This is a genomic window from Microbacterium elymi (assembly GCF_021582895.2).
Lineage (GTDB): Bacteria > Actinomycetota > Actinomycetes > Actinomycetales > Microbacteriaceae > Microbacterium > Microbacterium humicola.
On the sequence record NZ_CP091139.2, the window covers coordinates 2,265,346 to 2,287,013 of the forward strand.

Consider the following 21,668-nt stretch of genomic DNA (forward strand, 5'->3'; position numbering starts at 1 on the left):
TACACTGGACGGGCAGGGTGAATCGAGGGAGGGCGGCTGTGCGAGCAAGCGATCGGGCGTATCGCACCCTCCTGGACGAGATCCAGTCGGGCGCACTGGCGCCCGGCACCGTCCTCGGCGAGGTCGAGCAGGCCGCCCGTCTCGGTGTGAGCCGCACGCCCCTGCGCGAAGCGCTCGGGCGCCTGGCCGCCGACGGGCTGGCCGTGCAGCAGTCGCCCCGGGTGACCGTGGTCAGCGAGATCGACGCCGACGACATCCGCGAGCTGTTCGAGGTCCGCCGCGCACTGGAAGAGACCGCCGCCCGCCTGGCCGCGCAGCGGGGGATGCCGCGGCCTTCGCCGCGCTCGCCGAGGGCTTCGATCGGGTCGGCGCGGATGCCGGGGACCCGGCGGCCTCCTACGATCAGCTGTTCGCCGAGTTCGACGCGCAGATCGACGCCTCCGTCGCCAACGACTACCTCACCGCCGCGCTGCGCACGATCCGCACCCACCTGGTGCGCGTGCGCCGGCTGGCCCGCGAGAATCCCGGCCGCGTGGCGGCCGCCGTCGCCGAGCACCGCACCATCGCCCGGGCGATCGCCGCGCGTGACGCCGAACTGGCCGCACACGCCACCCACATCCACGTCCACAACGCCTTGGAGAGCATCCTCGCCTCCGTCGAGGCGCCGACGACGACCGCACACGAAGGAGCAGCATGACCGTCACGCATCGCGTCCGCGTCCACAAGAGCGAAGAGAGCCTGCCGCGCACCGAGCAGCTCGCCTACAAGATCGCCGAGGTGGCCGCCGACCCGATCCCCGCCGACCAGGACGTCGTCGAGATGATCATCAACCGGATCATCGACAACGCGGCGGTGGCCGCGGCATCCCTCACCCGCGCTCCCGTGAGCGCCGCCCGCCAGCAGGCCCTGGACCACGCGGTCTCGGTGTCCGGCGACGGCGCGACCATCTTCGGCTTGCGCCCTGGAACGCCGCACGAGCCCCGAGTGGGCGGCCTGGGCCAACGGCGTCGCCGTGCGCGAGCTGGACTACCACGACACGTTCCTGGCGGCCGAGTACTCCCACCCCGGCGACAACATCCCGCCGATCCTCGCCGTCGCCCAGCACGCCGGCAGCGACGGGGCGGCACTGGTGCGCGGCATCGCGACCGGGTACGAGATCCAGATCGACCTCGCCCGCGCCATCAGCCTGCACAAGCACAAGATCGACCACGTCGCCCACCTCGGCCCGTCGGCCGCCGCCGGGATCGGCACCCTGCTGGGGCTGCCCGTGGACACCATCTACCAGGCGGTGGGCCAGGCGCTGCACACCACGACGGCCACCCGCCAGTCGCGCAAGGGCGAGATCTCCACCTGGAAGGCGCACGCCCCCGCGTTCGCCGGGAAGATGGCGATCGAGGCCGTCGACCGGGCGATGCGCGGCGAGACCAGCCCGTCGCCCATCTACGAGGGCGAGGACGGCGTCATCGCCTGGATGCTGGACGGCCCGGACGCCTCCTACGACGTGCCGCTGCCGGCCGACGGGGAGAGCAAGCGCGCGATCCTCGACTCGTTCACCAAGGAGCACTCGGCCGAGTACCAGGCGCAGGCCTGGATCGACCTGGCCCGCAAGCTGCACACCGAGCACCCGGACGCGTTCTCGCCGGAGAACGTCGCCTCGATCGTGCTGCACACCAGCCACCACACGCACTACGTGATCGGCTCGGGGGCGAACGACCCGCAGAAGTACGACCCGGCGGCATCCCGCGAGACGCTGGACCACTCGATCCCGTACATCTTCACGGTCGCGCTGCAGGACGGCACGTGGCATCACGTCGACTCGTACGCCCCCGAGCGCGCGGCCCGCGCGGACACCGTCGCGCTGTGGCACAAGGTCACCACCGCCGAGGACGAGGAGTGGACGCGCCGCTACCACTCCGAGGACCCCGCCGAGAAGGCGTTCGGCGGCCGCGTCGAGATCACGTTCGCCGACGGCGGCACCCTCGTCGAGGAGATCGCCGTCGCCGATGCGCACCCGCTCGGAGCCCGGCCGTTCGCGCGCGAGGACTACATCCGCAAGTTCCGGATGCTGGCCGAACCCGTGCTCGAGCCGGACGAGATCGAGCGCTTCCTCGCGCTCGCCCAGCGTCTGCCCGAGCTGTCCGCCGACGAGGTCAGACAGCTGTCGATCGTCGCCCGGCACGGCATCCTCGCCGGTGCGCCGGCACCGAAGGGGCTGTTCTGATGCTGTACGCGCAGACCCCCGCAGCCGAGAAGCGGCGCGCCCTGCGCGCGCGGCTCGCGTCCGGCGAGCTGCTGCGCTTCCCCGGGGCGTTCAACCCGCTGTCGGCGCGGCTGATCGAGCGGAAGGGCTTCGAGGGCGTCTACATCTCGGGCGCGGTGCTGTCGGCCGACCTCGGGTTGCCCGACATCGGGCTGACGACGCTGTCCGAGGTCGCCGGCCGCGGTCAGCAGATCGCCCGGATGACCGAGCTGCCGGCCATCATCGACGCCGACACCGGGTTCGGCGAGCCGATGAACGTGGCCCGCACCATCCAGACGCTCGAGGACGCAGGCCTGGCCGGCACCCACATCGAAGACCAGGTCAACCCGAAGCGGTGCGGGCATCTGGACGGCAAGCAGGTGGTCGACGAGGACACGGCGATCAAGCGGATCCGGGCCGCCGCCGATGCCCGCCGCGACCCGGACTTCCTCATCATGGCGCGCACCGACATCCGCGCCACCGCCGACGGTGCGGCGGGGCTGGATGCCGCGGCCGACCGCGCCAAGGCGCTGGTGGATGCCGGGGCCGACGCGATCTTCCCCGAGGCGATGCGCACCCTGGACGAGTTCGCCGCGATCCGCCGCGCCGTCGATGTGCCGATCCTGGCGAACATGACCGAGTTCGGCAAGAGCGAGCTGTTCTCGGTCGACCAGCTGCGCGACGTGGGCGTGAACATCGTGATCTGGCCCGTCTCGCTTGCGCATCGCGATGGGCGCCGCCGACCGGGCGCTCGATACGCTGATCGACGAGGGCCACCTCACGTCGAAGCTCGGCGAGATGCAGCATCGCGCCGAGCTCTACGATCTGGTGGACTACGAGGGGTACAACCACTTCGACACCGGCGTCTTCAACTTCCAGATCGCCCGATAGGAGAGTCATGGCAGACATCGACATCAAGAAGGGGCTCGCGGGGGTCGTGGTGGACTACACCGCGGTCAGCAAGGTCAACCCCGACACGAACTCGCCGCCTGTACCGCGGCTACCCGGTGCAGGAGCTGGCCGCCACCCAGCCGTTCGAGGCGGTGGCCTACCTGCTGTGGCACGGCGAGCTGCCGGATGCCGGCCAGCTGGCCGCGCTGCGTGCCGCCGAGCATGCGCACCGCGCCCTCGCCGACAACGTCAAGGCCGCCATCGACCTGGTGCCGCTGCAGGCGCACCCGATGGACGAGCTGCGCACCGCGGTCAGCATCATCGGCGCCGACGACACCGCCGGCGCCGGCAACGTGCTCGAGGCCAGCGGCAGCGTCGAGGAGAACCTGGACCGCAGCATCCGCCTCTTCGCGGCGCTTCCGGCGATGGTCGCCTACGGCCAGCGGCGGCGCCGCGGGCAGGACCTCGTGCCCCCGCGGGACGACCTGGACTACGCGGCGAACTTCCTCTGGATGACGTTCGGCGAAGAGGCCGACCCGGTCGTCGTGGACGCCTTCAACCGGTCGCTCGTGCTGTATGCGGAGCACTCGTTCAACGCGTCCACGTTCACCGCGCGGGTGATCACCTCGACCCTGAGCGACCTCTACTCGGCGGTGGTCGGCGCGATCGGGGCGCTGAAGGGTCCGCTGCACGGCGGTGCGAACGAAGCGGTGCTGCACATCTTCGACGAGATCGGCGAGGCCGAGAAGGTCAGCTCCTGGCTGGATGACGCGCTGGCGCGCAAGCGCAAGATCATGGGCTTCGGCCACCGCGTGTACAAGCGCGGCGACTCGCGCGTGCCCACGATGAAGGCGGCGCTGGACACCCTGGTCGCGCACTACGACCGGCCCGATGTGCTGGCGCTGTACGAGACGCTGGAGCGCGAGTTCGTCCAGCGCAAGGGCATCTACCCCAACCTGGACTACCCGTCCGGGCCGACCTACAGCCTCATCGGGTTCGACACGCTGACCTTCACGCCGCTGTTCGTCGCCGCCCGGATCACCGGCTGGACCGCGCACATCATGGAGCAGCAGGCATCCAACGCCCTGATCCGGCCGCTGTCCGCCTACAATGGGCCGGACGAGCGGCACATCGACGGCTACGTGCCGGATGCCGCGGTCGCCGCGGTCGCGGACCGGCCGGAAGAGGCGCAGTCATGACCACCGCCGTCATCGTGGATGTCGTCCGCACCCCCGTCGGGCGCGGCAAGCCCGGGGGAGCGCTCAGCGGCGTCCACCCGGTCGATCTGTCGGCCGGAGTGCTGCGCGCGGTGCTCGAGCGGAACGGACTGGAGTCGACGCAGGTCGACGACGTGCTGTGGGGATGCGTCAGCCAGGTCGCCGACCAGAGCCTGAACGTCGCCCGGCAGTCGGTGCTGGCGGCCGGCTTCGCCGAGACCGTCCCGGCGACCAGCATCGACCGCCAGTGCGGTTCGAGCCAGCAGGCCGCGCACTTCGCCGCGCAGGGCGTGATCGCCGGCGCGTACGACATAGTGATCGCCGGCGGCGTGGAGTCGATGAGCCGGGTTCCGCTCGGCTCGTCCGCGCACGGCGGCACGCCGTCCGACGGGCTGACGGCGCGCTACCCCGAGGGCCTGATCAACCAGGGCGTGTCGGCCGAGCTCATCGCCGCGAAGTGGGGCCTGGACCGCGCCGTGCTCGACGCGTTCGCGGCCGAGTCGCACCGACGGGCGGCGGATGCCTGGAGCAGCGGCCGGTTCGACAGCCAGATCCTGCCGGTGCCCGGCGCCGCGGAGCTCACCGTCGACGAGACCGTGCGCCCGGCGACCACGGTCGAGGGCCTGGCCGGCCTGAACCCGTCGTTTCGCACCGAGCAGATGGAGACCCGGTTCCCCGAGCTGGACTGGCGGATCACCCCGGGCAACTCGTCACCGCTGACCGACGGGGCCTCGGCGGTGCTGATCATGAGCGAGGAGAAGGCCGTCGAACTCGGCCTGACCCCGCGGGCGCGGTTCCACGCCTTCGCGGTCGTCGGCGACGACCCGATCATGATGCTGACCGGGCCGATCCCGGCCACCCGCCGGGTTCTCGAGCGCTCCGGCCTGTCGCTCGGCGACATCGACGCGTACGAGGTCAACGAGGCGTTCGCCTCGGTGCCGCTGGCGTGGGCGCACGAGCTGCAGGCCGACCCGGCCAGGCTGAACCCGTGGGGCGGCGCGATCGCGCTCGGGCACGCGCTAGGCTCGAGCGGCACCCGGCTGATGGGCACCCTGCTCGCGCACCTGGAGGCCACCGGCGGCCGCTACGGACTGCAGACGATGTGCGAGGGCGGCGGCATGGCCAACGCCACCATCATCGAGCGGCTGTAGCCCGGTTCGCCGCATCCGCGGACGCCCGCGCAGATACTAGGACGTCCATGTAAAATGATCGTGATGCCCACATGGGCATCGCCCCCAGGGCACACAATGCCCGGTCGAGGGGCCGATCGATGGGCGGATCCGACATGAGCATGACCACGACCGAAGAGCGGCAGGCGATCCTGGAGGCGGTGCGCGACTTCTCCGCGGCCGAGCTCGAGCCGCACGCGCAGGAGTGGGATCAGACCAAGCACTTCCCGCGCGACGTGGTCCAGCGGGCCGGTGATGTCGGACTCGGCGGCATCTACGTCCGAGAGGATGTCGGCGGGGCGGGTCTGGGCCGCACGGAGGCCGTCGCGATCTTCGAGCAGCTCGCGATGGGCGACCCCGCGATCGCCGCGTACATCAGCATCCACAACATGGTCGCGTGGATGATCGACTGCTTCGGCACCGAGGAGCAGCGCCGCGAGTGGCTGCCGCGGCTGACCACGATGAGCGCCCTCGGCGGCTACTGCCTCACCGAGCCCGGGGCGGGGTCGGATGCCGCGGCCCTGACCACCAGCGCAATCCGGGTCTCGGACGGTGGCCGAGACGAGTACGTGCTCACCGGCGTCAAGCAGTTCATCTCGGGCGGGGGCGAGGCATCCGTCTACGTCGTGATGGCGCGCACCGGCGAGCCCGGCGCCCGCGGTGTCACCGCGTTCCTGGTCGAGGACGGCACGCCCGGCCTGAGCTTCGGCCCCAACGAGAAGAAGATGGGCTGGAACGCCCAGCCCACCCGCCAGGTGATCTTCGACGAGGTGCGGGTGCCGGCATCCGCCGTCCTGGGCGAGGTCGGCAAGGGGTTCAAGATCGCGATGAAGGCCCTGAACGGCGGCCGGCTGAACATCGCCGCGTGCTCGCTGGGCGGGGCCCAATGGGCGATGGACAAGGCCGTGCGCTACGTGCACGAGCGGTTCACGTTCGGCGAGCCGCTGGCCGAGAAGCAGTCCGTGATGTTCGCCATCGCCGACATGGCGACCAAGCTCACCGCGGCGCGCGCGCTGGTGCGGGATGCCGCGGCCGCCGTCGACGCGGAGGCCCCGGACGCCGCGATGCAGTGCGCGATGGCCAAGCGCTTCGCGACGGACGCCGGATTCGAGGTCGCGAACGAGGCGCTGCAGCTGCACGGCGGGTACGGCTACCTGCAGGACTACGGCATCGAGAAGGTCGTGCGCGACCTGCGCGTGCACCAGATCCTGGAGGGCACGAACGAGATCATGCGGGTGATCGTCGGCCGCGCGGTGCTGAACGACTGACGGGTCAGGACGGCACCGGGCGGGTGCGGTGGCCCTGGAGCAGGAAGAACAGGCGGGCGGTCTGCTCGATCTCCTCCGCCGCATCCATCGCGGCCGCCACGCTCGCTCCGGCCACGACCGGCCCGTGGTTGGCCAGCAGCAGGGCGTGATGCTCCGGTGCGAGCCGTTCGGCGGCCTCGCCGAGCCGGCGATCGCCCGGCGGGAAGTACGGGATCAGCGGCATCCTGCCCACGCGCATGAGGTAATAGGCGGTGACGGCGGGCAGGACGTCGTCCGGGTCGAGGTCGGCCAGGCACGAGACCGCCGCGGCGTGCGTGGAGTGCGTGTGCACGACGGCGCGGGCATCCGGCCGGGCCCGCAGGATCGCGGTGTGCAGGAACGCCTCCTTCGACGGCTTCGGCCCGTCCAGGTGCCGCCCGTCGAGGTCGGTCACCGACAGGTCGTCGACGCCGACGGTGCCCAGGCGCTGCCGGTCGGGGTCACGAGCACCCGGTCGCCGACCCGTGCGCTGATGTTGCCGGTCGACCCGTGGGTGAGACCGCGGGCGAAAGCAGAGTGCGCGGCGGCGACGATGGCGTGCCGGGCGAGATCCTCCTCAATGGACACGGTGCGCCTCCGCAGCCCGGACGAGCAGGTCCGAATCGCCGTAGTTGCCGGACTTCAGGAGCAGCGCCATCGGCGCCGGCTGATCGGCGAAGATCCACGGCACGCCCGGTGCGGCCTCGGCGCCCACCCGGCCGTGGCCGATGCCGAGGGCGCGGATCACCTCGCCCGAGGTCTCGCCTCCCGCGACGATGAGGCGATCCACACCCCGGCGGGCGAGCCCGGCGGCGACCAGTCCGAGCGCGTGCTCCACGAGCTGCGCGGCGCGTTCGGCGCCCAGGGCCTCCTGAGCCTCGCGCAGCTCGCCCGGTCCGGCGCTGGAGTAGATCAGCGCCGGCCCCTCGGCCCGGGCGCCGTCGTACCAGGCCAGGGCATCCTGAGCGAGCGCCTCGCTGTCGGGGAGGCGGACCGGGTCGAGCCGGAGCGCCGGCCCGCTCTCCTGCCACCGTGCGATCTGCTCGCGGGTGCGTGCGGAGCAGCTTCCCGCGATCGCGGCGGCCGTTCCCGCGGCGGTCAGCCGGTCGGCGGTGTCGTCTGCGACCGCCGCCCTGCCCCGGGCGGATGCTGCGGCGTGCGCGCGGGCCAGCGCGGCGGCCAGCCCCGCGGCACCGGTGACCAGCGGCCGGTTCCGCACGGCGTGGGCTATCGCGTCGAGGTCGTCGTCGTCCACGGCGTCGACGATCACGAACTCACGCCCGCAGGCGGCCTGCGCCGCGATCCGCTCTTCGATCGCGGCACTGCCGGTCCGCACGACGGCGAGGTCGACCAGGCCGACCCCGTGCACGGTCTGCGCGGCCAGCACCCGCGGAAGACGCGCATCCGTCATCGGGGTCAGGGGATGGTCGCGCAGGGTCGACTCGCTCAGCAGCACGTCCCCGACGAACAGGTGGCCCTGGTACACGGTGCGCCCCTGCACCGGGGTGGTCGGGGCGAACACGACCGGCCCGGCGCCGAGCTCGGTCGCGAGCGCATCGGCGACCGGCCCGATGTTCCCGGCCGGGGTCGAGTCGAAGGTCGAGCAGTACTTGAAGAAGACCTGCGCGCAGCCGCGCGCGATCAGTGCGCGGGTCGCGGCGAGAGCGGCGGACACGGCGTCGGCGGCGGGGACGGTGCGCGTCTTCAGCCCCACCACCACGACATCGAGGTCGGCGCTCGAGGCGTCGTCGTCGATGCCGCCGAAGAACAGCCCGACCCGCAGCCCCGCCGAGCCGAACGCGGCGGCGACGTCGGTCGCGCCGGTCAGGTCGTCGGCCACCGCGCCGATCATCGCGCGTCCGTGTGCAGCAGGTCGCGCATGAGCGCGGCGGCGCGACCCGGGCCGGCCAGCACCGGGATGCCGAGGCGCGCGGCCAGCGCGTCGGCCGCGGGGGCGATCGAGTACTGGGCGAGCAGCACGGCATCGAGGTCCGGGATGCCGCGGACCGCCCGTTCGAGGGCGTCGGTCAGGACCGCGGCATCCGTGACGCCGGCCGCATCGGCGGCCAGCACGTCCACCACCTCGAGACCGGCCTCGCGACCCGAGCGGAACGCGTCGAACCGCGCGCGGGCGTCGGCGAGCGGGATGGGCAGGGACGCGACCAGGGCGATCCGCCGGAATCCGCCGGCCGCAGCATCCGCGAACGCGGCGTCATCCGACGCGAGCACCGGGACCGCGGCACGGGCGGCGACCGCGTGCGCGACCGGCCCGTACATCGAGCAGGTCAGGAGGACGCCGGCGGCCCCGTGCGCCAGGGCGTAGTCGATCAGGGCGGTCATCCGCGCGGCGAGCGGTGCGGTGACCCGGCCCGCGTCCAGCGCGTCCGCGATCAGCCGATCGTCGAGGATGTTCCATGTCTGCGCCTCGCCAAACACGGCGGCGAAGGCCTGCTCGGCCGGCGGGGCCGCGGCGGCGACCGCGCCGACCAGGGCGATCCTCGGGGATGTCTCGGCCATGTCAGCGGTCGACGACCACGCCGTCCTCATCGGCGTGGATCATGGCACCGGGGCGGATGACCGCGTCACCGAAGCGGAGCTCGACGTCGGCCTCGCCCGCCCCGGCCTTCCCGCTCTTGCGCGGGTTCACGCCGAGGGCCTTGATGCCGATCGGCAGGGCGGCCAGCGCCGCGCTGTCGCGGACGGCGCCGTTGATGATGACGCCGCCCCACCCGTTGTCCACGGCCAGTCCGGCGATGCGGTCGCCCATCAGCGCGCAGTGCAGCGACCCGCCGCCGTCCACGACGAGCACCGCACCGTCGCCCGGGGTCTCCAGGAGCGCGGCCAGCACGACGTTGTCCTCGTGACAGCGCACGGTCCGGGCCGGCCCGGCGAAGCGGGTGAGGCCGCCGAAGTCCCGGAACTGGGTGGTCAGCGAGCTCAGCTGATCGCCGCGCTCGTCCCAGAGGTCTGCGGTGGAGGTGGTCATGTGGTGTCCTTCCCGGGACGGGTTCAGGCGTCCGCTTCGGCTTGCAAGGCTGCGTGGCGGTCGCACCGAGGCTGGATCGGATGTGCCGGCGCATCACCTCGGTCGCCCCGGCGACGTCGCCGGCGATGACGCACATCATCATCCGGTGGTGCTCCGCGTCCTTCTCGTGCAGCTCGTCGTCGGCACGGTCGTGGCGCAGGGCGGCGAGCCGATAGCGGTCGGACTTGTCCCACAGCGCGTCCAGCGTCGTGATCAGCACGTCGTTGTGCGAGGCGCGGTAGATCGCCTGATGGAACCGCCGGTGCCGGACGAGCTGGTCGAGGGTGGGGTGTCCGGGCAGCGCATGGATCTCGGACGCCGCCCGGATCTGCGCGATGTCGTCGCGGGTGCGCCGCTCGGCGGCCAGCCCGGCCGCCAACGGATCCAGGGCCAGTCGCATCTCCAGCAGGTCGCGCGCCTCCTCGACGCTGAGGCGGGTCACGGTGGCGTCGCGATGCGCGCCGAGGTCGACCAGACCCTCGGACTGCAGCTTGCGCAGCGCCTCGCGCAAGCGGCGTCGTGCTGATGCCGAGCTCGACCGCGAGGGTCGCCTGATTGAACCCCGAGCCGGGCGGGTACTCGCCGGACAGGATGCGCTCGCGCACCACCGCGTAGGCGAGATCGCTCTTGACCGCGTAGTCGGGGGTCGCTGTGCTCATCGGTGCCCATCGTCGGGAAGTCAGTCCCTCCGTTATAACATACGATGGCGGTGGTTATAACGAAGGATTCCGGTAGTCCCGCGAAATCTCGGGCCGCATGAGCTAAATGCACGAAACTAGCGGAAAGTTCGATAAACCCAGCGGGCCCTTGACGTGTTCTCGTTATAACCATACTGTGATCTTCGATCCGGGGTCGCACGCCCCGGCCGTGCATCACAAGGGAGTGAAAACATGAATCGTCTGTCGCGTTCATCGAAGCCGGGCCGCACACGTCGACGCTGGTCGACCATCGCGGTCACCACCGTGGCGGTGGCCGGGCTCGCGGTCTCGCTCAGCGCCTGCGCCGGCGACTCCGCGCCCAAGGCGCCGGAGAACAAGATCTCGCAGGGGGTGTGGCCCAGCTACTATCCGTCCGACTACGGCAAGATCGTCGACGCCGCCAAGAAGGAGGGCGGCACGCTGACGATCTACTCGAACACCGACCAGGAGAACTGGGCCCCGATCTTCCGCGACTTCCAGAAGAAGTACCCGTTCGTCACGAAGATCGCCGCGAACAACCTCGATTCCGACGAGGTGTTCCAGAAGCAGCTCAGCGAGACGGCGACCGGCAACGCGCCCGCCGACATCCTGGTCACCAACGCCGTCCAGGCGTGGACCAAGTACGACGCCGAGCCCGACCGCGTGCTGGACTACACATCGCCGGAGCTGTCCAGCTGCCCGACTTCGCACAGGTCATGCCGAACGTGTACGCGCTGTCGATGGACCCGGTCGGCCTGGCCTACAACGAGCAGCTCCTGGGCAGCAACCCGACCAGCATCGCGGATCTGGCCAAGACCGTCTCCGCCGATCCGGCGAAGTTCAAGGGCAAGATCACCACGCGCGACGTGAGCGGCTCGTTCGGCTTCACGGTGTCGAAGGGCTTCGTGGACGGCAACCCGGACGCGTGGTCGTCCCTGGAGAAGATCCTGCCGTCGGCACGGCCCGAGACCTCTTCCGGCACGCAGATCGACAAGATCACCTCGGGCGAGTACCTGGCCGGCTTCTTCATCTCCAGCGCCGTCGCGTTCCCGCAGGAGACGAAGGCGACGGGCATCTTCAAGTTCGTCTACCCGAAGGACGGCACGGTCGTGCTCGGCCGCGGCATCGGCATCACCCCGAAGGGGCCGCACCCGGCCACCGCCAAGCTCTTCCTCGACTTCGTCCTGTCCGAGGAGGGCCAGAACGCGGTCGCCGAAGGAGGCCTGACCGCCTACCGCGACAGCGTCAAGCAGGTCGAGGGCCGGCACACCTACCAGGAGATCGTCGACCTGGCCGGTGAGGACGCGATCATCCGCGTCCCCTACAAGGTCACCTCCGACGCCGACGTGAAGGCCTTCACCGACAAGTGGAACGGGATGCTCGGAAAGTGATCGCTCGGGTGGCCGGGGCGATCGCCCCGGCCACCCCGCGGCATCCTCCGACAGGGGAAATGAACCCATGACAACTCTGACCAGCGCTCCGGAGAAGCCGGCGGATCGGTCGCCGACGCTCCCGGCGCCGAAGTACCTGCGCCTCTTCGGCGTCGGGCGGGACCGCGTCGTGCAGTGGGCGGTGCTCGTCATCGTCGCCCTGTTCGTCATCGCGCCGATCGTGCCGATCCTGTACCAGTCGATCCGCAGCAAGCCGCTGTACGACTCCACCGGCGCGTTCACGCTCGCCTCCTACGTCAAGCTCTTCACCGAGGCCGGCTTCGGCCAGGTGATCCTGAACACGGCGATCTTCGCCCTCCTCACCACGTTCCTCACGCTGCTGTTCGCCATCCCGATGGCGGTCCTGGTCGTGCGCACCAAGCTGCCGTTCGGGCGGCTGCTGGCCGGGTCGATGCAGTGGCCGTTCTTCATCTCTTCGCTGCTGCTGGGCTTCGGCTGGATCGCGCTGTACGGTCCGGCCGGCTTCGTCAGCGTCGAGGTGCAGCGGTGGATCGGGTTCGTGCCGTGGAACCTCTACTCGATCCCCGGCATGGCCCTGACCGAAGCCGTCGGTCTCGCCCCGATCGCGTACGTGTTCTGCGCGAACGCGCTGCGCAAGTCCGACGCATCGCTGGAGAGCGCCGCGCAGGTCTGCGGCTCGGGTCCGCTGCGCATCCTGTTCCAGGTCGTCGTGCCGCGCTGCGCCCGCCGATCGTCTACGCGTCGATCCTCATCTTCAGCATGTCGATCGAGACGCTGAGCGTGCCGCTGCTGTACGGCACCCCGGTGCGCATCGAGGTGTTCTCGACGTTCCTGTACACGCACGGACTGCAGTCGATCCAGCCGGACTACGGCATCCTCGCCTCGGCGTCGACCATCATCCTCGCCGTGACCATCACGACGGTCGCACTGCAGGCCAAGGTGCTCAAGAACGCGCAAGCGGTTCGTCTCCGTGCGCGGCAAGGCCGTCCGGCCGCGCCGGCTCGACCTCGGCTGGCTGAAGTGGGTGGCCACCGTGCTCATCGTCATCTACGTGGTGTTCGGGGCGGCGCTGCCGATCCTCGGCCTGGTGTTCCGCTCGTTCACGCTCATCTTCACCCCGCTGCAGAGCCCGCTGAAGACTCTGACCCTGCAGAACTACCAGACGGTGTTCACCTACCAGACCTACATCCAGTCGATCTACAACAGCGTGATCATCGCCGTCGTCGGCGCCGTCCTGGTCAGTGCCCTGGCTCTGATCGCGGTGGTGGTGGCCAAACGCTCGACGTTCCGGTTCGCCCGGGCCGTCGAGTACCTCGCACTGGCGCCGCAGGCGATCCCCGGCATCATCGTCGGCATCGGGTTCTTCTGGGCGTTCGCGATCATGCCGGGCGGCAGCGTCATCCAGGGCACCCTGGCCGCGGTGATCATCGCGTTCGGGCTGCGGGCGCTGCCCACGGCCTTCGGTTCGATCTCGCCGGCGCTGATGCAGATCGCCGGCGAACTCGACAACGCCGGCCGGGTGGTCGGGGCCGACTGGGTCGGCGTGTTCGTCCGCATTCTGCGCAAGCTCCTGGTGCCGGCGTTCGCCGGGGCGATGCTCCTCGTGTTCGTCACGATGCTCAAGGAGTACTCGGCCGCGCTGTTCCTGTCGTCCGCGAACACCAATGTGATCGGCACGACCATGCTCGAGCTCTGGGTGCAGGGCAACACCGGCTCGGTCGCGGCCCTCGCGACCATCCAGATCGCCATCACCGCCGTCGTCGTCGGTGTTGCGAACCTCCTGATGAAAGAGAAGAAGGATGCCTGAGATCCGTGTCTCCCACATGGCCAAGACGTTCGGAGACGTCAAGGTCCTCAACGACATCGACTTCGAGGTGAGGGACGGCGAGTTCTTCACCCTGCTCGGCCCGAGCGGCTTGCGGCAAGTCGACCACGCTGAACTGCATCGCCGGATTGGAGGATCCCACCGAGGGGTCGATCTCGATCGGCGACCGGCCGCTGGTGGACCGCGCCGAGCGCGTCTACGTGCCGACCGAGGAGCGCAACCTCGGCATGGTGTTCCAGTCGTACGCGCTGTGGCCGCACATGACGATCAGGCGCAACCTCGCGTTCCCGCTGAACATCCGCAAGGCGAGCCGTGCCGACAAGGACGCCCGCATCCACGAGGCGCTCGACAAGGTCGGCCTCGCGCACCTGAAGGACCGCTACCCGCATCAGCTGTCCGGGGGCAGCAGCGCGTCGCGCTCGCGCGTGCCCTGGTGTACTCGCCGAGCGTGCTGCTGCTGGACGAGCCGCTGTCCAACCTCGACGCGAAGCTGCGCGAGCAGGCCCGGGCGTGGCTGAAGCGGCTGCAGGCCGACCTCGGGATCACCACGCTGTACGTCACGCATGATCAGGACGAGGCGCTGACCCTGAGCGACCGGATCGCGGTGATGTTCGACGGGGTGATGACCCAGGTCGGCACTCCGCACGAGGTCTACGAGCACCCGGCCACGGCGGCGGTGGCCGCCTTCGTGGGCAGCTGCAACTTCCTGATCGGCACCGTGGAGCAGATGCGCGCCGATCAGGTGGACGTGCGGCTGCAGGCCACCGGTGCCATCGTGTCGGTGGCGACCACCGAGGACTGGCTGCCCGGCGCCCCCGTGACGGTCGCGGTGCGGCCCGAGAAGCTGAAGATCGTGACCGAGGAGCCGGGCAGCCGCGACCTGAACGTGCTCGACACCGAGGTCGTGACCAAGGCGTACGTCGGGTCGCGGTACGAGTACATGCTGCGGCTGGGCGACATCGCGGTGCAGGTGGTCGCCCCCGACGGCTCGCTGGACGGCGCCGTGCGCCTGGTCTTCGCGCCGGGCGACGCGCATGTCTTCCCCGGCGCGTCCGGGCCGTCCACCGAAGTCCTCGATCTGATGAAGGTGGCGGCATGAGCACGGACGCATATCGGATCGGCCTGCTCAACGGCGACGGCATCGGACCCGAGATCGTCCCGGCGGCGGTCGCGTGCGTGGATGCCGCGGTCCGGGCGGTCGGGCTCGTTGAGATCGCGTGGGTCGAACTGCCGCTCGGCCGCACCGCGATCGACACCCACGGTGCGGCGGTGCCGGCCGAGACCCTGACCGCGCTGGACGGGCTGGAAGCGTGGATGCTCGGTCCGCACGACAGCGTCTCGTACCCCGAGCCGCACCGGTCGCGGCTGAACCCGAGCGGCACCATCCGCAAGCATGCGGGCCTGTTCGCCAACATCCGTCCCGCCACCTCGTTCGCGGGCAGCCGGGCCCTCGTGCCCGACACCGACCTGGTGATCGTGCGCGAGAACACCGAGGGGTTCTACGCCGACCGCAACACCTATGCCGGCACGGGTGAGTTCATGCCCACGCCGGACGTCGCGATCGCGCACGGCATCATCACCCGGGCGGCGACCGAGAAGATCGCGACGGCCGCGTTCGAACTGGCGATGCAGCGGCGCAAGCACGTCACGATCGTGCACAAGGCGAACGTGCTCGCGCTGACCACCGGCCTGTTCCGGGACGTGTGCCGCGATGTCGGCTCGCGCTTCCCGGAGGTGCACATCGACGACTTCCACATCGATGCGATGACGGTGCACCTGGTGCGTCGCGGGGGCGATTTCGACGTCATCGTCACCGAGAACATGTTCGGCGACATCCTCTCCGATCTGTCCGGCGAGCTGGCCGGGTCGCTCGGGATCGCGCCCTCGCTGAACAGTTCGCTCACCCAGGCGATGGCGCAGGCCGCGCACGGGTCGGCCCCCGACATCGCCGGCCGCGACATCGCGAACCCGATTGCGATGATCCTCTCGGCCGCGATGCTGCTGGAGTGGCTGGGCGCCCGCCACGACGACGACCTGCTCGTCGAGGCGGCGCGGCGGATCCGCTCGGCGGTCGACGACACGGTCGCCGCAGGCACCGCCACCGGCGACCTCGGCGGCTCGGCCTCGACGAGCGGCTTCGCGGCGGCGGTGGCCGCCGCGATCAATGCCGATGGCTGAGTCCGACGCCTTCCTGACCACCGCCTTCGGCCGCTACCGGATCGCGGCCCTGGACGGCGTCGCGCCGGACCGACTGCCGTACTCGGTCCGCATCCTGCTGGAGAACGTGCTGCGCAACCAGGACGGGCACCGCGTCACACGGGCGCAGGCCGATGCCCTGATCGGGTGGGGGACGGATGCCGGATTCCGCACCGCGATCGAGCTGACCCCGTCCCGCGCCTTCCTGCACGACACGAACGGGGTGCCGGCCCTGGTCGACCTGGCGACGATGCGCGATGCGATGGCCGCGCTCGGCGGCGACCCGGCGGCCATCGGCCCGCGGATCCCCGCCGAGCTCGTGGTCGACCATTCGGTCATCGCAGACTTCTTCGGCACGCCCGACGCGCGCGAGCGCAACGTCGAGCGCGAATACGAGCGCAACGCCGAGCGGTACCGCTTCCTGAAATGGGGGCAGCACGCACTGGACGGCTTCCAGGTGGTGCCGCCGGGCGCCGGGATCATGCACCAGGTGAACCTCGAGCGGCTCGCCCGGGTGGTCGAGGCCGTGGACGGCTGGGCCTACCCCGACGTGTGCCTGGGCACCGACTCGCACACCACCATGGTCAACGGACTCGGCGTGCTGGGCTGGGGCATCGGCGGGATCGACGCCGAGGCGATCATGCTGGGCGAGACGTTCGGGATGCTGGTTCCCCGCGTGGTCGGCTTCCGCCTGACCGGCGCACTGCCGGCGGGGACGACCGCCACCGACCTGGTGCTGACCGTGACCGAGATGCTGCGCCGCCACGGCGTGGTCGGCTCGTTCGTGGAGTTCTTCGGCGACGGGGTCACCCGGCTGACGCTTGCCGACCGGGCGACGATCGCGAACATGAGCCCGGAGGCCGGCGCCACCTGCACCTACTTCCCGATCGACGCCGAGACGATCCGCTACCTGCGCTTCACGGGGCGCTCGCCGGAGCGGGTGGCTCTGGTCGAGGCGTACGCCAAGCGGCAGGGGCTGTGGCACCGGCCCGAGCAGACCGCGGCCTACACCGAGATCATCGAGCTCGACCTGGGCACCGTGACCGCATCGCTGGCCGGCCCCCGCCGCCCGCAGGATCGGGTGGCGCTGGCCGACGCCCGGACCTCCCATCGCGCGACCCTCCCGGAAGCTCCTGCCCGCCGGCGCCGATCCGGCCGAGCGCTTCGAGGTGGCGCTGCCCGCGGCATCCGCCGAGCTGGGGCATGGATCCCTGGGACACGGAACCGTCGCGATCGCCGCCATCACCTCCTGCACGAACACGTCGAACCCCGCCGTCATGCTCGCCGCGGGCCTTTTCGCCCGCAACGCGGTGGCGGCCGGTCTGCGGAGCAAGCCGTGGGTGAAGACGACGCTGTCGCCCGGCTCGCTCGTGGTCACCGAGTACCTCGAGAAGGCCGGGCTGAGCCCCGCCCTGGACGCCCTCGGCTTCACCACCGCCGGCTACGGCTGCATGACGTGCATCGGCGCGTCCGGCCCGCTCATCCCCGCCGTGCAGGACGCCGTGCGCGAGCAGGGCCTCGCGGTGGCGGCCGTCCTGAGCGGCAACCGCAATTTCGATGGGCGGATCAACCCCGACGTGCGGATGAACTACCTCGCCTCACCGCCGCTGGTCGTCGCGTACGCCCTGGCCGGGACGATGGACATCGACCTCGTGCACGATCCGCTGGGGGAGGATGCCGCGGGCCGGCCGATCCGGCTCGCCGAGCTGTGGCCCGCCGAGGACGAGATCGCCGCGCTCATCGAGCGGACGCTGAGCCCCGAGATGTTCACCGCCGCCTACCGCGACGTGTTCGCCGGCGACGACCGCTGGCGGGCGCTGGCGGCACCCGAGAAGGCGGTGTTCGACTGGGATCCGGACAGCACCTACATCCGGCATCCGCCGTTCTTCGACGGGATGAGCGCGAACGCCGACGCGCCGGCGGACATCGTCGGCGCCCGGGTGCTCGCGCTGCTCGGCGACTCGATCACGACCGACCACATCTCGCCGGCCGGGGCCATTCCGGCCGCGTCGGTGGCGGGGCGCTACCTGGCCGACCTCGGCGTTCCGGCGCGCGCGCTGAACACCTACGCATCGCGGCGCGGCAACCACGAGGTGATGATGCGCGGCTGCTTCGCCAACGTGCGGCTGCGCAACCGGCTGTTGCCGGGCGTCGAGGGCGGGTACACGCGCAACCTGCTCGACGGCTCTCAACAGACGATCTTCGATGCCGCGCAGGCGTATCGGGCCGCCGACGTGCCGCTCGTGGTGATCGGCGGGAAGGAGTACGGCACGGGGTCATCCCGGGACTGGGCGGCCAAGGCTCCCGCCCTGCTGGGGGTGCGCGCGGTGCTCGCGGAGTCGTTCGAGCGGATCCATCGTGCCAATCTGATCGGCATGGGGATTCTTCCGCTGCAGTTCCAGCCCGACCAGGGTGCCGATGCGCTCGGGCTCACCGGCGCCGAGCCGATCGACATCCGGGGCCTGGCGGACCTCGATTCCGGGCAGGTCACGGTGCAGGCCGGCGACATCGAGTTCTCGGCATCCGTCCGCCTGGACACGCCGCGCGAACGCGAGCTGTACCGCCACGGCGGCATCATGAAGTACGTGCTGCGTCACCAGCTCGACCGCGGGCGCGGGCGCTGATGGCCACCGGGCGTCGTGGGCTGATCCTGCTGCTGATCCACGCCGCCCTGATGCAGATCATCATCTTCGGCATGCGCCCGTCGCTGTCGTACGCGGCACTCGGGCTGGGCAGCTCGCCCGCCGTGCTGGGCGTGCTGTCGGCGTTCTACGCGCTGCCGGCTCTGTTCCTCGCACTGCCCGCCGGCCGGGTCACCGACCTCATCGGCGAACGCCGCGGCATGGTGATCGGAGCGGTCACGGTCGCCGCCGCCGCGGCCGTCGCCGTGTCCGCCGGCTCGTCGCTGGTGACGCTGATGGTGGCCTCGGTGCTGCTGGGCTGCGGCCAGATGTTCACCGTGCTGGGCGAGCAGTCCTATGTCGGCGCGATCTCGACCGCGCGGCGCTCGGACACCACGTTCGGCATCTACGGGTTCGCCGTGGCACTGGGGCAGACCGTCGGCCCGGCGATGCTGATCCTGCCCGGCGGCACCGTCGACATGCCGCCGGTGACGCTCATCTTCGGGGTCAGCCTCGCCTGCGCGGTGCTCATGCTGGTGGTCTCGCTGTTCATCCGGTCCCCGGCCCGCTCCGGGCTGGTCGAGCGGCTCGGGATGCTGCGCACCGCCCGCGGCGTGCTGTCCACGCGGGGCTGCCGAACGCCCTCGTCGCCGGCAGCCTGGTGCTGGCATCGGTCGACATCTTCATCGCGTACGCGCCGCTGATCGGGCACGACCGCGGGTTCCCCGCTCTGGTGATCAGCCTGATGCTGATCGCCCGGTCCGGGTTCTCGATGTTCTCGCGCCTGTTCCTCGGGGCGCTGTCGCGGATGCTGGGGCGACGACGACTGCTGGTGGGCAGCATCCTGCTCTCCGCGGTCATGCTCGCGGGCTTCGTGCTCGACCTGCCGCCGTGGGCGTTGATCGCGTTCGCGTGCGGATACGGGTTCGTGATCGGGATCTGCCAGCCCATCACGATGTCGTGGATCTCGCTCATCGCCCCGCCCGGCACCCGCGGGCTCGCCATGTCGATGCGGCTGGCGGCGAATCGACTCGGGCAGACCGTGCTGCCGGCCAGCCTCGGGATCCTCGCCGCGGCGACCGGCGCCGCCGGCGTGCTGGCCGCCAGCAGCGTGATGCTGCTGGTCGCGGCGTGGTCGGGGACGGGTGTGCCGCGCGATCCGGTCGCGGGTGCGACCGCGGAGGAGGACGCATGATGGCTTCTGCCGCCGACCTGCGCGCGTTCGGCACCCGCGTGCTCGAGACGTTCGGGGTGCCGACGCCGGATGCCGAGCTGGTCGCCGACTCGCTGGTCGTCGCCGAGGAGTGGGGGCATCCGTCGCACGGGATGCTGCGGCTGCCCTGGTACGTCGAGCGGCTGCGCACCGGCCGGATCGAGGCCGTCACGCGCATGGAGGTGCTCAACGACACCGGTGCGCTGGTCAGCGTGGATGGCCACTCCGGCGTGGGCCAGGTCGTGGCGGCGCGCGCCATGGACCTGGCCGTCGAACGGGCCAAGGTGCACGGGGTCGGCGTCGTCGGGGTGCGCAACTCGAACCACTTCGGCACTGCGGCGTATTTCACCCGACGGGCCGCGGCCGCCGGATGCGCGGCGATCCTCACGACCAACGGGTCGCCCGCGATGGCGCCGTGGGGCGGCATGGACAAGGCGGTCGGCGCGAACCCCTGGTCGTTCGCCACCCCGGACGGGCAGGGGGATGCCGCGGTGCTCGACATCGCGAACACCGGCGTCGCGCGGGGCAAGATCTATGCGGCCGCAGAGAAGGGCGAGCCGATGCCCGAGGGGTGGGCGCTGGACTCCTCGGGCCACCCGACGACGGACCCCGCGGCGGCGCTCGGCGGCGGCGTCGTGCTGCCGATGGGCGGGCACAAGGGGTACGCGATCTCGTTCATGATGGACGTGTTCTCGGGGGTGCTCACCGGTTCGTCGTTCGGCACGGACGTCGGCGGGCCGTGGCAGCCCGATGCGCACAGCGGAGCGGGTCACCTCGCGATCGCGATCGACATCGCCGCGTTCCAGCCGCTTGCGGCGTTCGACGAGCGGATGTCGCAGCTGATCGGCCAGGTCAAGGGTGTGCGCCCGGCCCCCGGCGCCGGGGACATCCTCTACCCGGGCGAGCTCGAGAACCGCAACGCGGCATCGGGCCGCGGCATCCCGCTGCCCGCCAAGACGCGGCGCGACCTCGCCGCCCTCGGCGCCGCCCGCGGCATCCCCTTCCCTCCCACGGGATCGTACGATTTGGCCGACTGAACATCATCCTGGGCCGAAATTGATGTGCACTCGGCCAAATCGTACGATCTCGACGCGGGAACGGCGTGACACGATGGGGGGATGACCGAGTACGAGACGATCCTGGTCGAGACCCGCGGGCGCGTCGGCTGGATCACCCTGAACCGTCCCGAGGCGCTGAACGCCCTCAACTCCCAGGTGTGCGCGGAGGTCGTCGCCGCCGCGACCGCGTTCGACGCCGATCCCGACATCGGCGCGATCGTCGTCACCGGCAGCGAGCGGGCCTTCGCCGCCGGCGCGGACATCAAGGAGATGGAGTCCAAGACCGGCCTCGACATGGTCATGGGCGACCACTTCGGCGGCTGGGCCGACTTCGCCGCCGTGCGCACCCCGGTGATCGCCGCCGTGTCGGGCTATGCCCTCGGCGGCGGCTGCGAGCTCGCGATGATGTGCGACATCATCCTCGCCGCCGATACCGCGAAGTTCGGCCAGCCCGAGATCAACCTCGGCGTGATCCCCGGCATGGGCGGCACGCAGCGCCTCATCCGCGCCGTGGGCTACTACAAGGCCGCCGAGCTGGTCCTCACCGGGCGGCTGATGGATGCCGCCGAGGCCGAGCGCGCCGGACTGGTCTCGCGGGTGGTGCCCGCGACAGAGCTGCTGGCCGAGGCATCCACGGCCGCCGAGACCATCGCCTCGAAGTCGCTGCCCAGCGTCTTCGCCGCGAAGGCGGCGCTGGATGCCGCGATGGAGACGCCGCTGGCCGAGGGCCTGCGCTTCGAGAAGCAGGCGTTCGCGTCGCTGTTCGACACGCACGATCAGAAGGAGGGCATGGCGGCCTTCCGGGAGAAGCGCGCCCCCGCCTTCGAGAACCGCTGACC

17 protein-coding genes and 7 pseudogenes are annotated in these 21,668 nt (G+C 71.0%); 19 read left to right on the plus strand and 5 right to left on the minus strand.

Annotated features, from left to right (window positions below; translation table 11 throughout):
• The first annotated feature begins 38 nt into the window (after positions 1-38).
• The 6 genes and pseudogenes from L2X98_RS12280 (at position 39) to L2X98_RS12305 (ending at position 6,784) form a co-directional block, all read left to right on the plus strand.
• Positions 39-697 (plus strand): annotated as a pseudogene (locus L2X98_RS12280) (GntR family transcriptional regulator).
• Positions 694-2,221, plus strand: a pseudogene (locus L2X98_RS12285) (MmgE/PrpD family protein). The pseudogenes L2X98_RS12280 and L2X98_RS12285 overlap by 4 nt, the downstream one beginning before the upstream one ends.
• A pseudogene (gene prpB / locus L2X98_RS12290) lies at positions 2,221-3,130 on the plus strand (methylisocitrate lyase). The pseudogenes L2X98_RS12285 and prpB overlap by 1 nt, the downstream one beginning before the upstream one ends.
• A gap of 7 nt (positions 3,131-3,137) precedes the next feature.
• Positions 3,138-4,329 (plus strand): annotated as a pseudogene (locus tag L2X98_RS12295) (bifunctional 2-methylcitrate synthase/citrate synthase).
• A complete protein-coding gene (locus tag L2X98_RS12300; protein ID WP_259611086.1) occupies positions 4,326-5,498 on the plus strand; it encodes a thiolase family protein in 1,173 nt (390 codons plus the stop codon). Before L2X98_RS12295 ends, L2X98_RS12300 begins: the two are co-directional and overlap by 4 nt.
• Before the next feature lie 134 nt (positions 5,499-5,632).
• Entirely contained in the window at positions 5,633-6,784 is a 1,152-nt protein-coding gene (locus L2X98_RS12305; RefSeq protein WP_259611087.1) for an acyl-CoA dehydrogenase family protein, read from the plus strand.
• 4 nt (positions 6,785-6,788) lie between these two features.
• Here the strand turns inward: L2X98_RS12305 and otnC are convergent.
• The 5 genes and pseudogenes from otnC to L2X98_RS12330 all read right to left on the minus strand — a co-directional run.
• A pseudogene (gene otnC / locus L2X98_RS12310) lies at positions 6,789-7,390 on the minus strand (3-oxo-tetronate 4-phosphate decarboxylase).
• A complete protein-coding gene (otnK, locus tag L2X98_RS12315) occupies positions 7,380-8,642 on the minus strand; it encodes a 3-oxo-tetronate kinase (protein ID WP_259611088.1) in 1,263 nt (420 codons plus the stop codon). The pseudogene otnC and the gene otnK overlap by 11 nt, the downstream one beginning before the upstream one ends.
• Positions 8,643-8,650: 8 nt before the next feature.
• The gene (locus L2X98_RS12320; protein WP_259611089.1) at positions 8,651-9,319 is read right to left on the minus strand and encodes an aspartate/glutamate racemase family protein; all 669 of its coding nucleotides are present in this window, start codon (positions 9,317-9,319) and stop codon (positions 8,651-8,653) included.
• Position 9,320: 1 nt separating this feature from the next.
• Positions 9,321-9,788, minus strand: a complete 468-nt coding sequence (rraA, locus tag L2X98_RS12325; protein WP_259611090.1) for a ribonuclease E activity regulator RraA — start codon at positions 9,786-9,788, stop codon at positions 9,321-9,323.
• 136 nt (positions 9,789-9,924) lie between these two features.
• Positions 9,925-10,227, minus strand: a pseudogene (locus L2X98_RS12330) (FCD domain-containing protein); the annotation flags it as partial.
• A gap of 490 nt (positions 10,228-10,717) precedes the next feature.
• On the opposite strand from L2X98_RS12330, the gene L2X98_RS12335 reads away from it, so the two are divergent.
• From L2X98_RS12335 to L2X98_RS12390, 13 genes and pseudogenes are all read left to right on the plus strand, one after another.
• Positions 10,718-11,374: a hypothetical protein gene (locus tag L2X98_RS12335; protein WP_259611091.1), complete on the plus strand. Its 657-nt coding sequence runs from the start codon at positions 10,718-10,720 to the stop codon at positions 11,372-11,374.
• Positions 11,281-11,895, plus strand: a complete 615-nt coding sequence (locus L2X98_RS12340; RefSeq protein ID WP_259613308.1) for an ABC transporter substrate-binding protein — start codon at positions 11,281-11,283, stop codon at positions 11,893-11,895. The genes L2X98_RS12335 and L2X98_RS12340 overlap by 94 nt, the downstream gene beginning before the upstream one ends.
• 67 nt (positions 11,896-11,962) lie before the next feature.
• Positions 11,963-12,694, plus strand: coding sequence for an ABC transporter permease (locus L2X98_RS12345; protein WP_259611092.1), 732 nt, complete (start codon positions 11,963-11,965; stop codon positions 12,692-12,694).
• Between the two features lie 192 nt (positions 12,695-12,886).
• Positions 12,887-13,723, plus strand: a complete 837-nt coding sequence (locus L2X98_RS12350; protein ID WP_259611093.1) for an ABC transporter permease — start codon at positions 12,887-12,889, stop codon at positions 13,721-13,723.
• A 146-nt stretch (positions 13,724-13,869) separates the two neighbouring features.
• Positions 13,870-14,259 (plus strand): ATP-binding cassette domain-containing protein, encoded by a 390-nt coding sequence (locus L2X98_RS12355; protein ID WP_259611094.1) that lies wholly within the window; start codon positions 13,870-13,872, stop codon positions 14,257-14,259.
• On the plus strand, positions 14,190-14,840 hold the full coding sequence (locus L2X98_RS12360; protein ID WP_259611095.1) for an ABC transporter ATP-binding protein: 651 nt from the start codon (positions 14,190-14,192) through the stop codon (positions 14,838-14,840). Before L2X98_RS12355 ends, L2X98_RS12360 begins: the two co-directional genes overlap by 70 nt.
• Positions 14,837-15,919, plus strand: coding sequence for an isocitrate/isopropylmalate dehydrogenase family protein (locus tag L2X98_RS12365; RefSeq protein ID WP_259611096.1), 1,083 nt, complete (start codon positions 14,837-14,839; stop codon positions 15,917-15,919). The genes L2X98_RS12360 and L2X98_RS12365 overlap by 4 nt, the downstream gene beginning before the upstream one ends.
• Positions 15,912-16,988: pseudogene (locus tag L2X98_RS22345) on the plus strand (aconitase family protein); the annotation flags it as partial. The gene L2X98_RS12365 and the pseudogene L2X98_RS22345, both read left to right, overlap by 8 nt.
• A gap of 118 nt (positions 16,989-17,106) precedes the next feature.
• The gene (gene acnA / locus L2X98_RS22350) at positions 17,107-18,561 is read left to right on the plus strand and encodes an aconitate hydratase AcnA (RefSeq protein WP_435526194.1); all 1,455 of its coding nucleotides are present in this window, start codon (positions 17,107-17,109) and stop codon (positions 18,559-18,561) included.
• The gene (locus L2X98_RS12375) at positions 18,561-19,262 is read left to right on the plus strand and encodes an MFS transporter (protein ID WP_259611097.1); all 702 of its coding nucleotides are present in this window, start codon (positions 18,561-18,563) and stop codon (positions 19,260-19,262) included. Before acnA ends, L2X98_RS12375 begins: the two co-directional genes overlap by 1 nt.
• Positions 19,220-19,753 carry an MFS transporter gene (locus tag L2X98_RS12380; RefSeq protein WP_259611098.1) on the plus strand — a complete coding sequence of 178 codons (534 nt, stop codon included), beginning with the start codon at positions 19,220-19,222 and terminating at the stop codon, positions 19,751-19,753. Before L2X98_RS12375 ends, L2X98_RS12380 begins: the two co-directional genes overlap by 43 nt.
• Positions 19,750-20,808, plus strand: a complete 1,059-nt coding sequence (locus tag L2X98_RS12385) for an Ldh family oxidoreductase (protein WP_259611099.1) — start codon at positions 19,750-19,752, stop codon at positions 20,806-20,808. Before L2X98_RS12380 ends, L2X98_RS12385 begins: the two co-directional genes overlap by 4 nt.
• A gap of 81 nt (positions 20,809-20,889) precedes the next feature.
• The gene (locus tag L2X98_RS12390; RefSeq protein WP_259611100.1) at positions 20,890-21,666 is read left to right on the plus strand and encodes an enoyl-CoA hydratase; all 777 of its coding nucleotides are present in this window, start codon (positions 20,890-20,892) and stop codon (positions 21,664-21,666) included.
• Positions 21,667-21,668 lie beyond the last annotated feature (2 nt).

Coding starts and splice junctions, on each gene's coding strand:
- L2X98_RS12300 (WP_259611086.1), top strand. CDS start 4,326: ATGACCACCGCCGTCATCGTGGATGTCGTCCGCACCCCCGTCGGGCGC.
- L2X98_RS12305 (WP_259611087.1), top strand. CDS start 5,633: ATGAGCATGACCACGACCGAAGAGCGGCAGGCGATCCTGGAGGCGGTG.
- L2X98_RS12320 (WP_259611089.1), bottom strand. CDS start 9,319: ATGGCCGAGACATCCCCGAGGATCGCCCTGGTCGGCGCGGTCGCCGCC.
- rraA (WP_259611090.1), bottom strand. CDS start 9,788: ATGACCACCTCCACCGCAGACCTCTGGGACGAGCGCGGCGATCAGCTG.
- L2X98_RS12335 (WP_259611091.1), top strand. CDS start 10,718: ATGAATCGTCTGTCGCGTTCATCGAAGCCGGGCCGCACACGTCGACGC.
- L2X98_RS12345 (WP_259611092.1), top strand. CDS start 11,963: ATGACAACTCTGACCAGCGCTCCGGAGAAGCCGGCGGATCGGTCGCCG.
- L2X98_RS12365 (WP_259611096.1), top strand. CDS start 14,837: ATGAGCACGGACGCATATCGGATCGGCCTGCTCAACGGCGACGGCATC.
- L2X98_RS12375 (WP_259611097.1), top strand. CDS start 18,561: ATGGCCACCGGGCGTCGTGGGCTGATCCTGCTGCTGATCCACGCCGCC.
- L2X98_RS12385 (WP_259611099.1), top strand. CDS start 19,750: ATGATGGCTTCTGCCGCCGACCTGCGCGCGTTCGGCACCCGCGTGCTC.
- L2X98_RS12390 (WP_259611100.1), top strand. CDS start 20,890: ATGACCGAGTACGAGACGATCCTGGTCGAGACCCGCGGGCGCGTCGGC.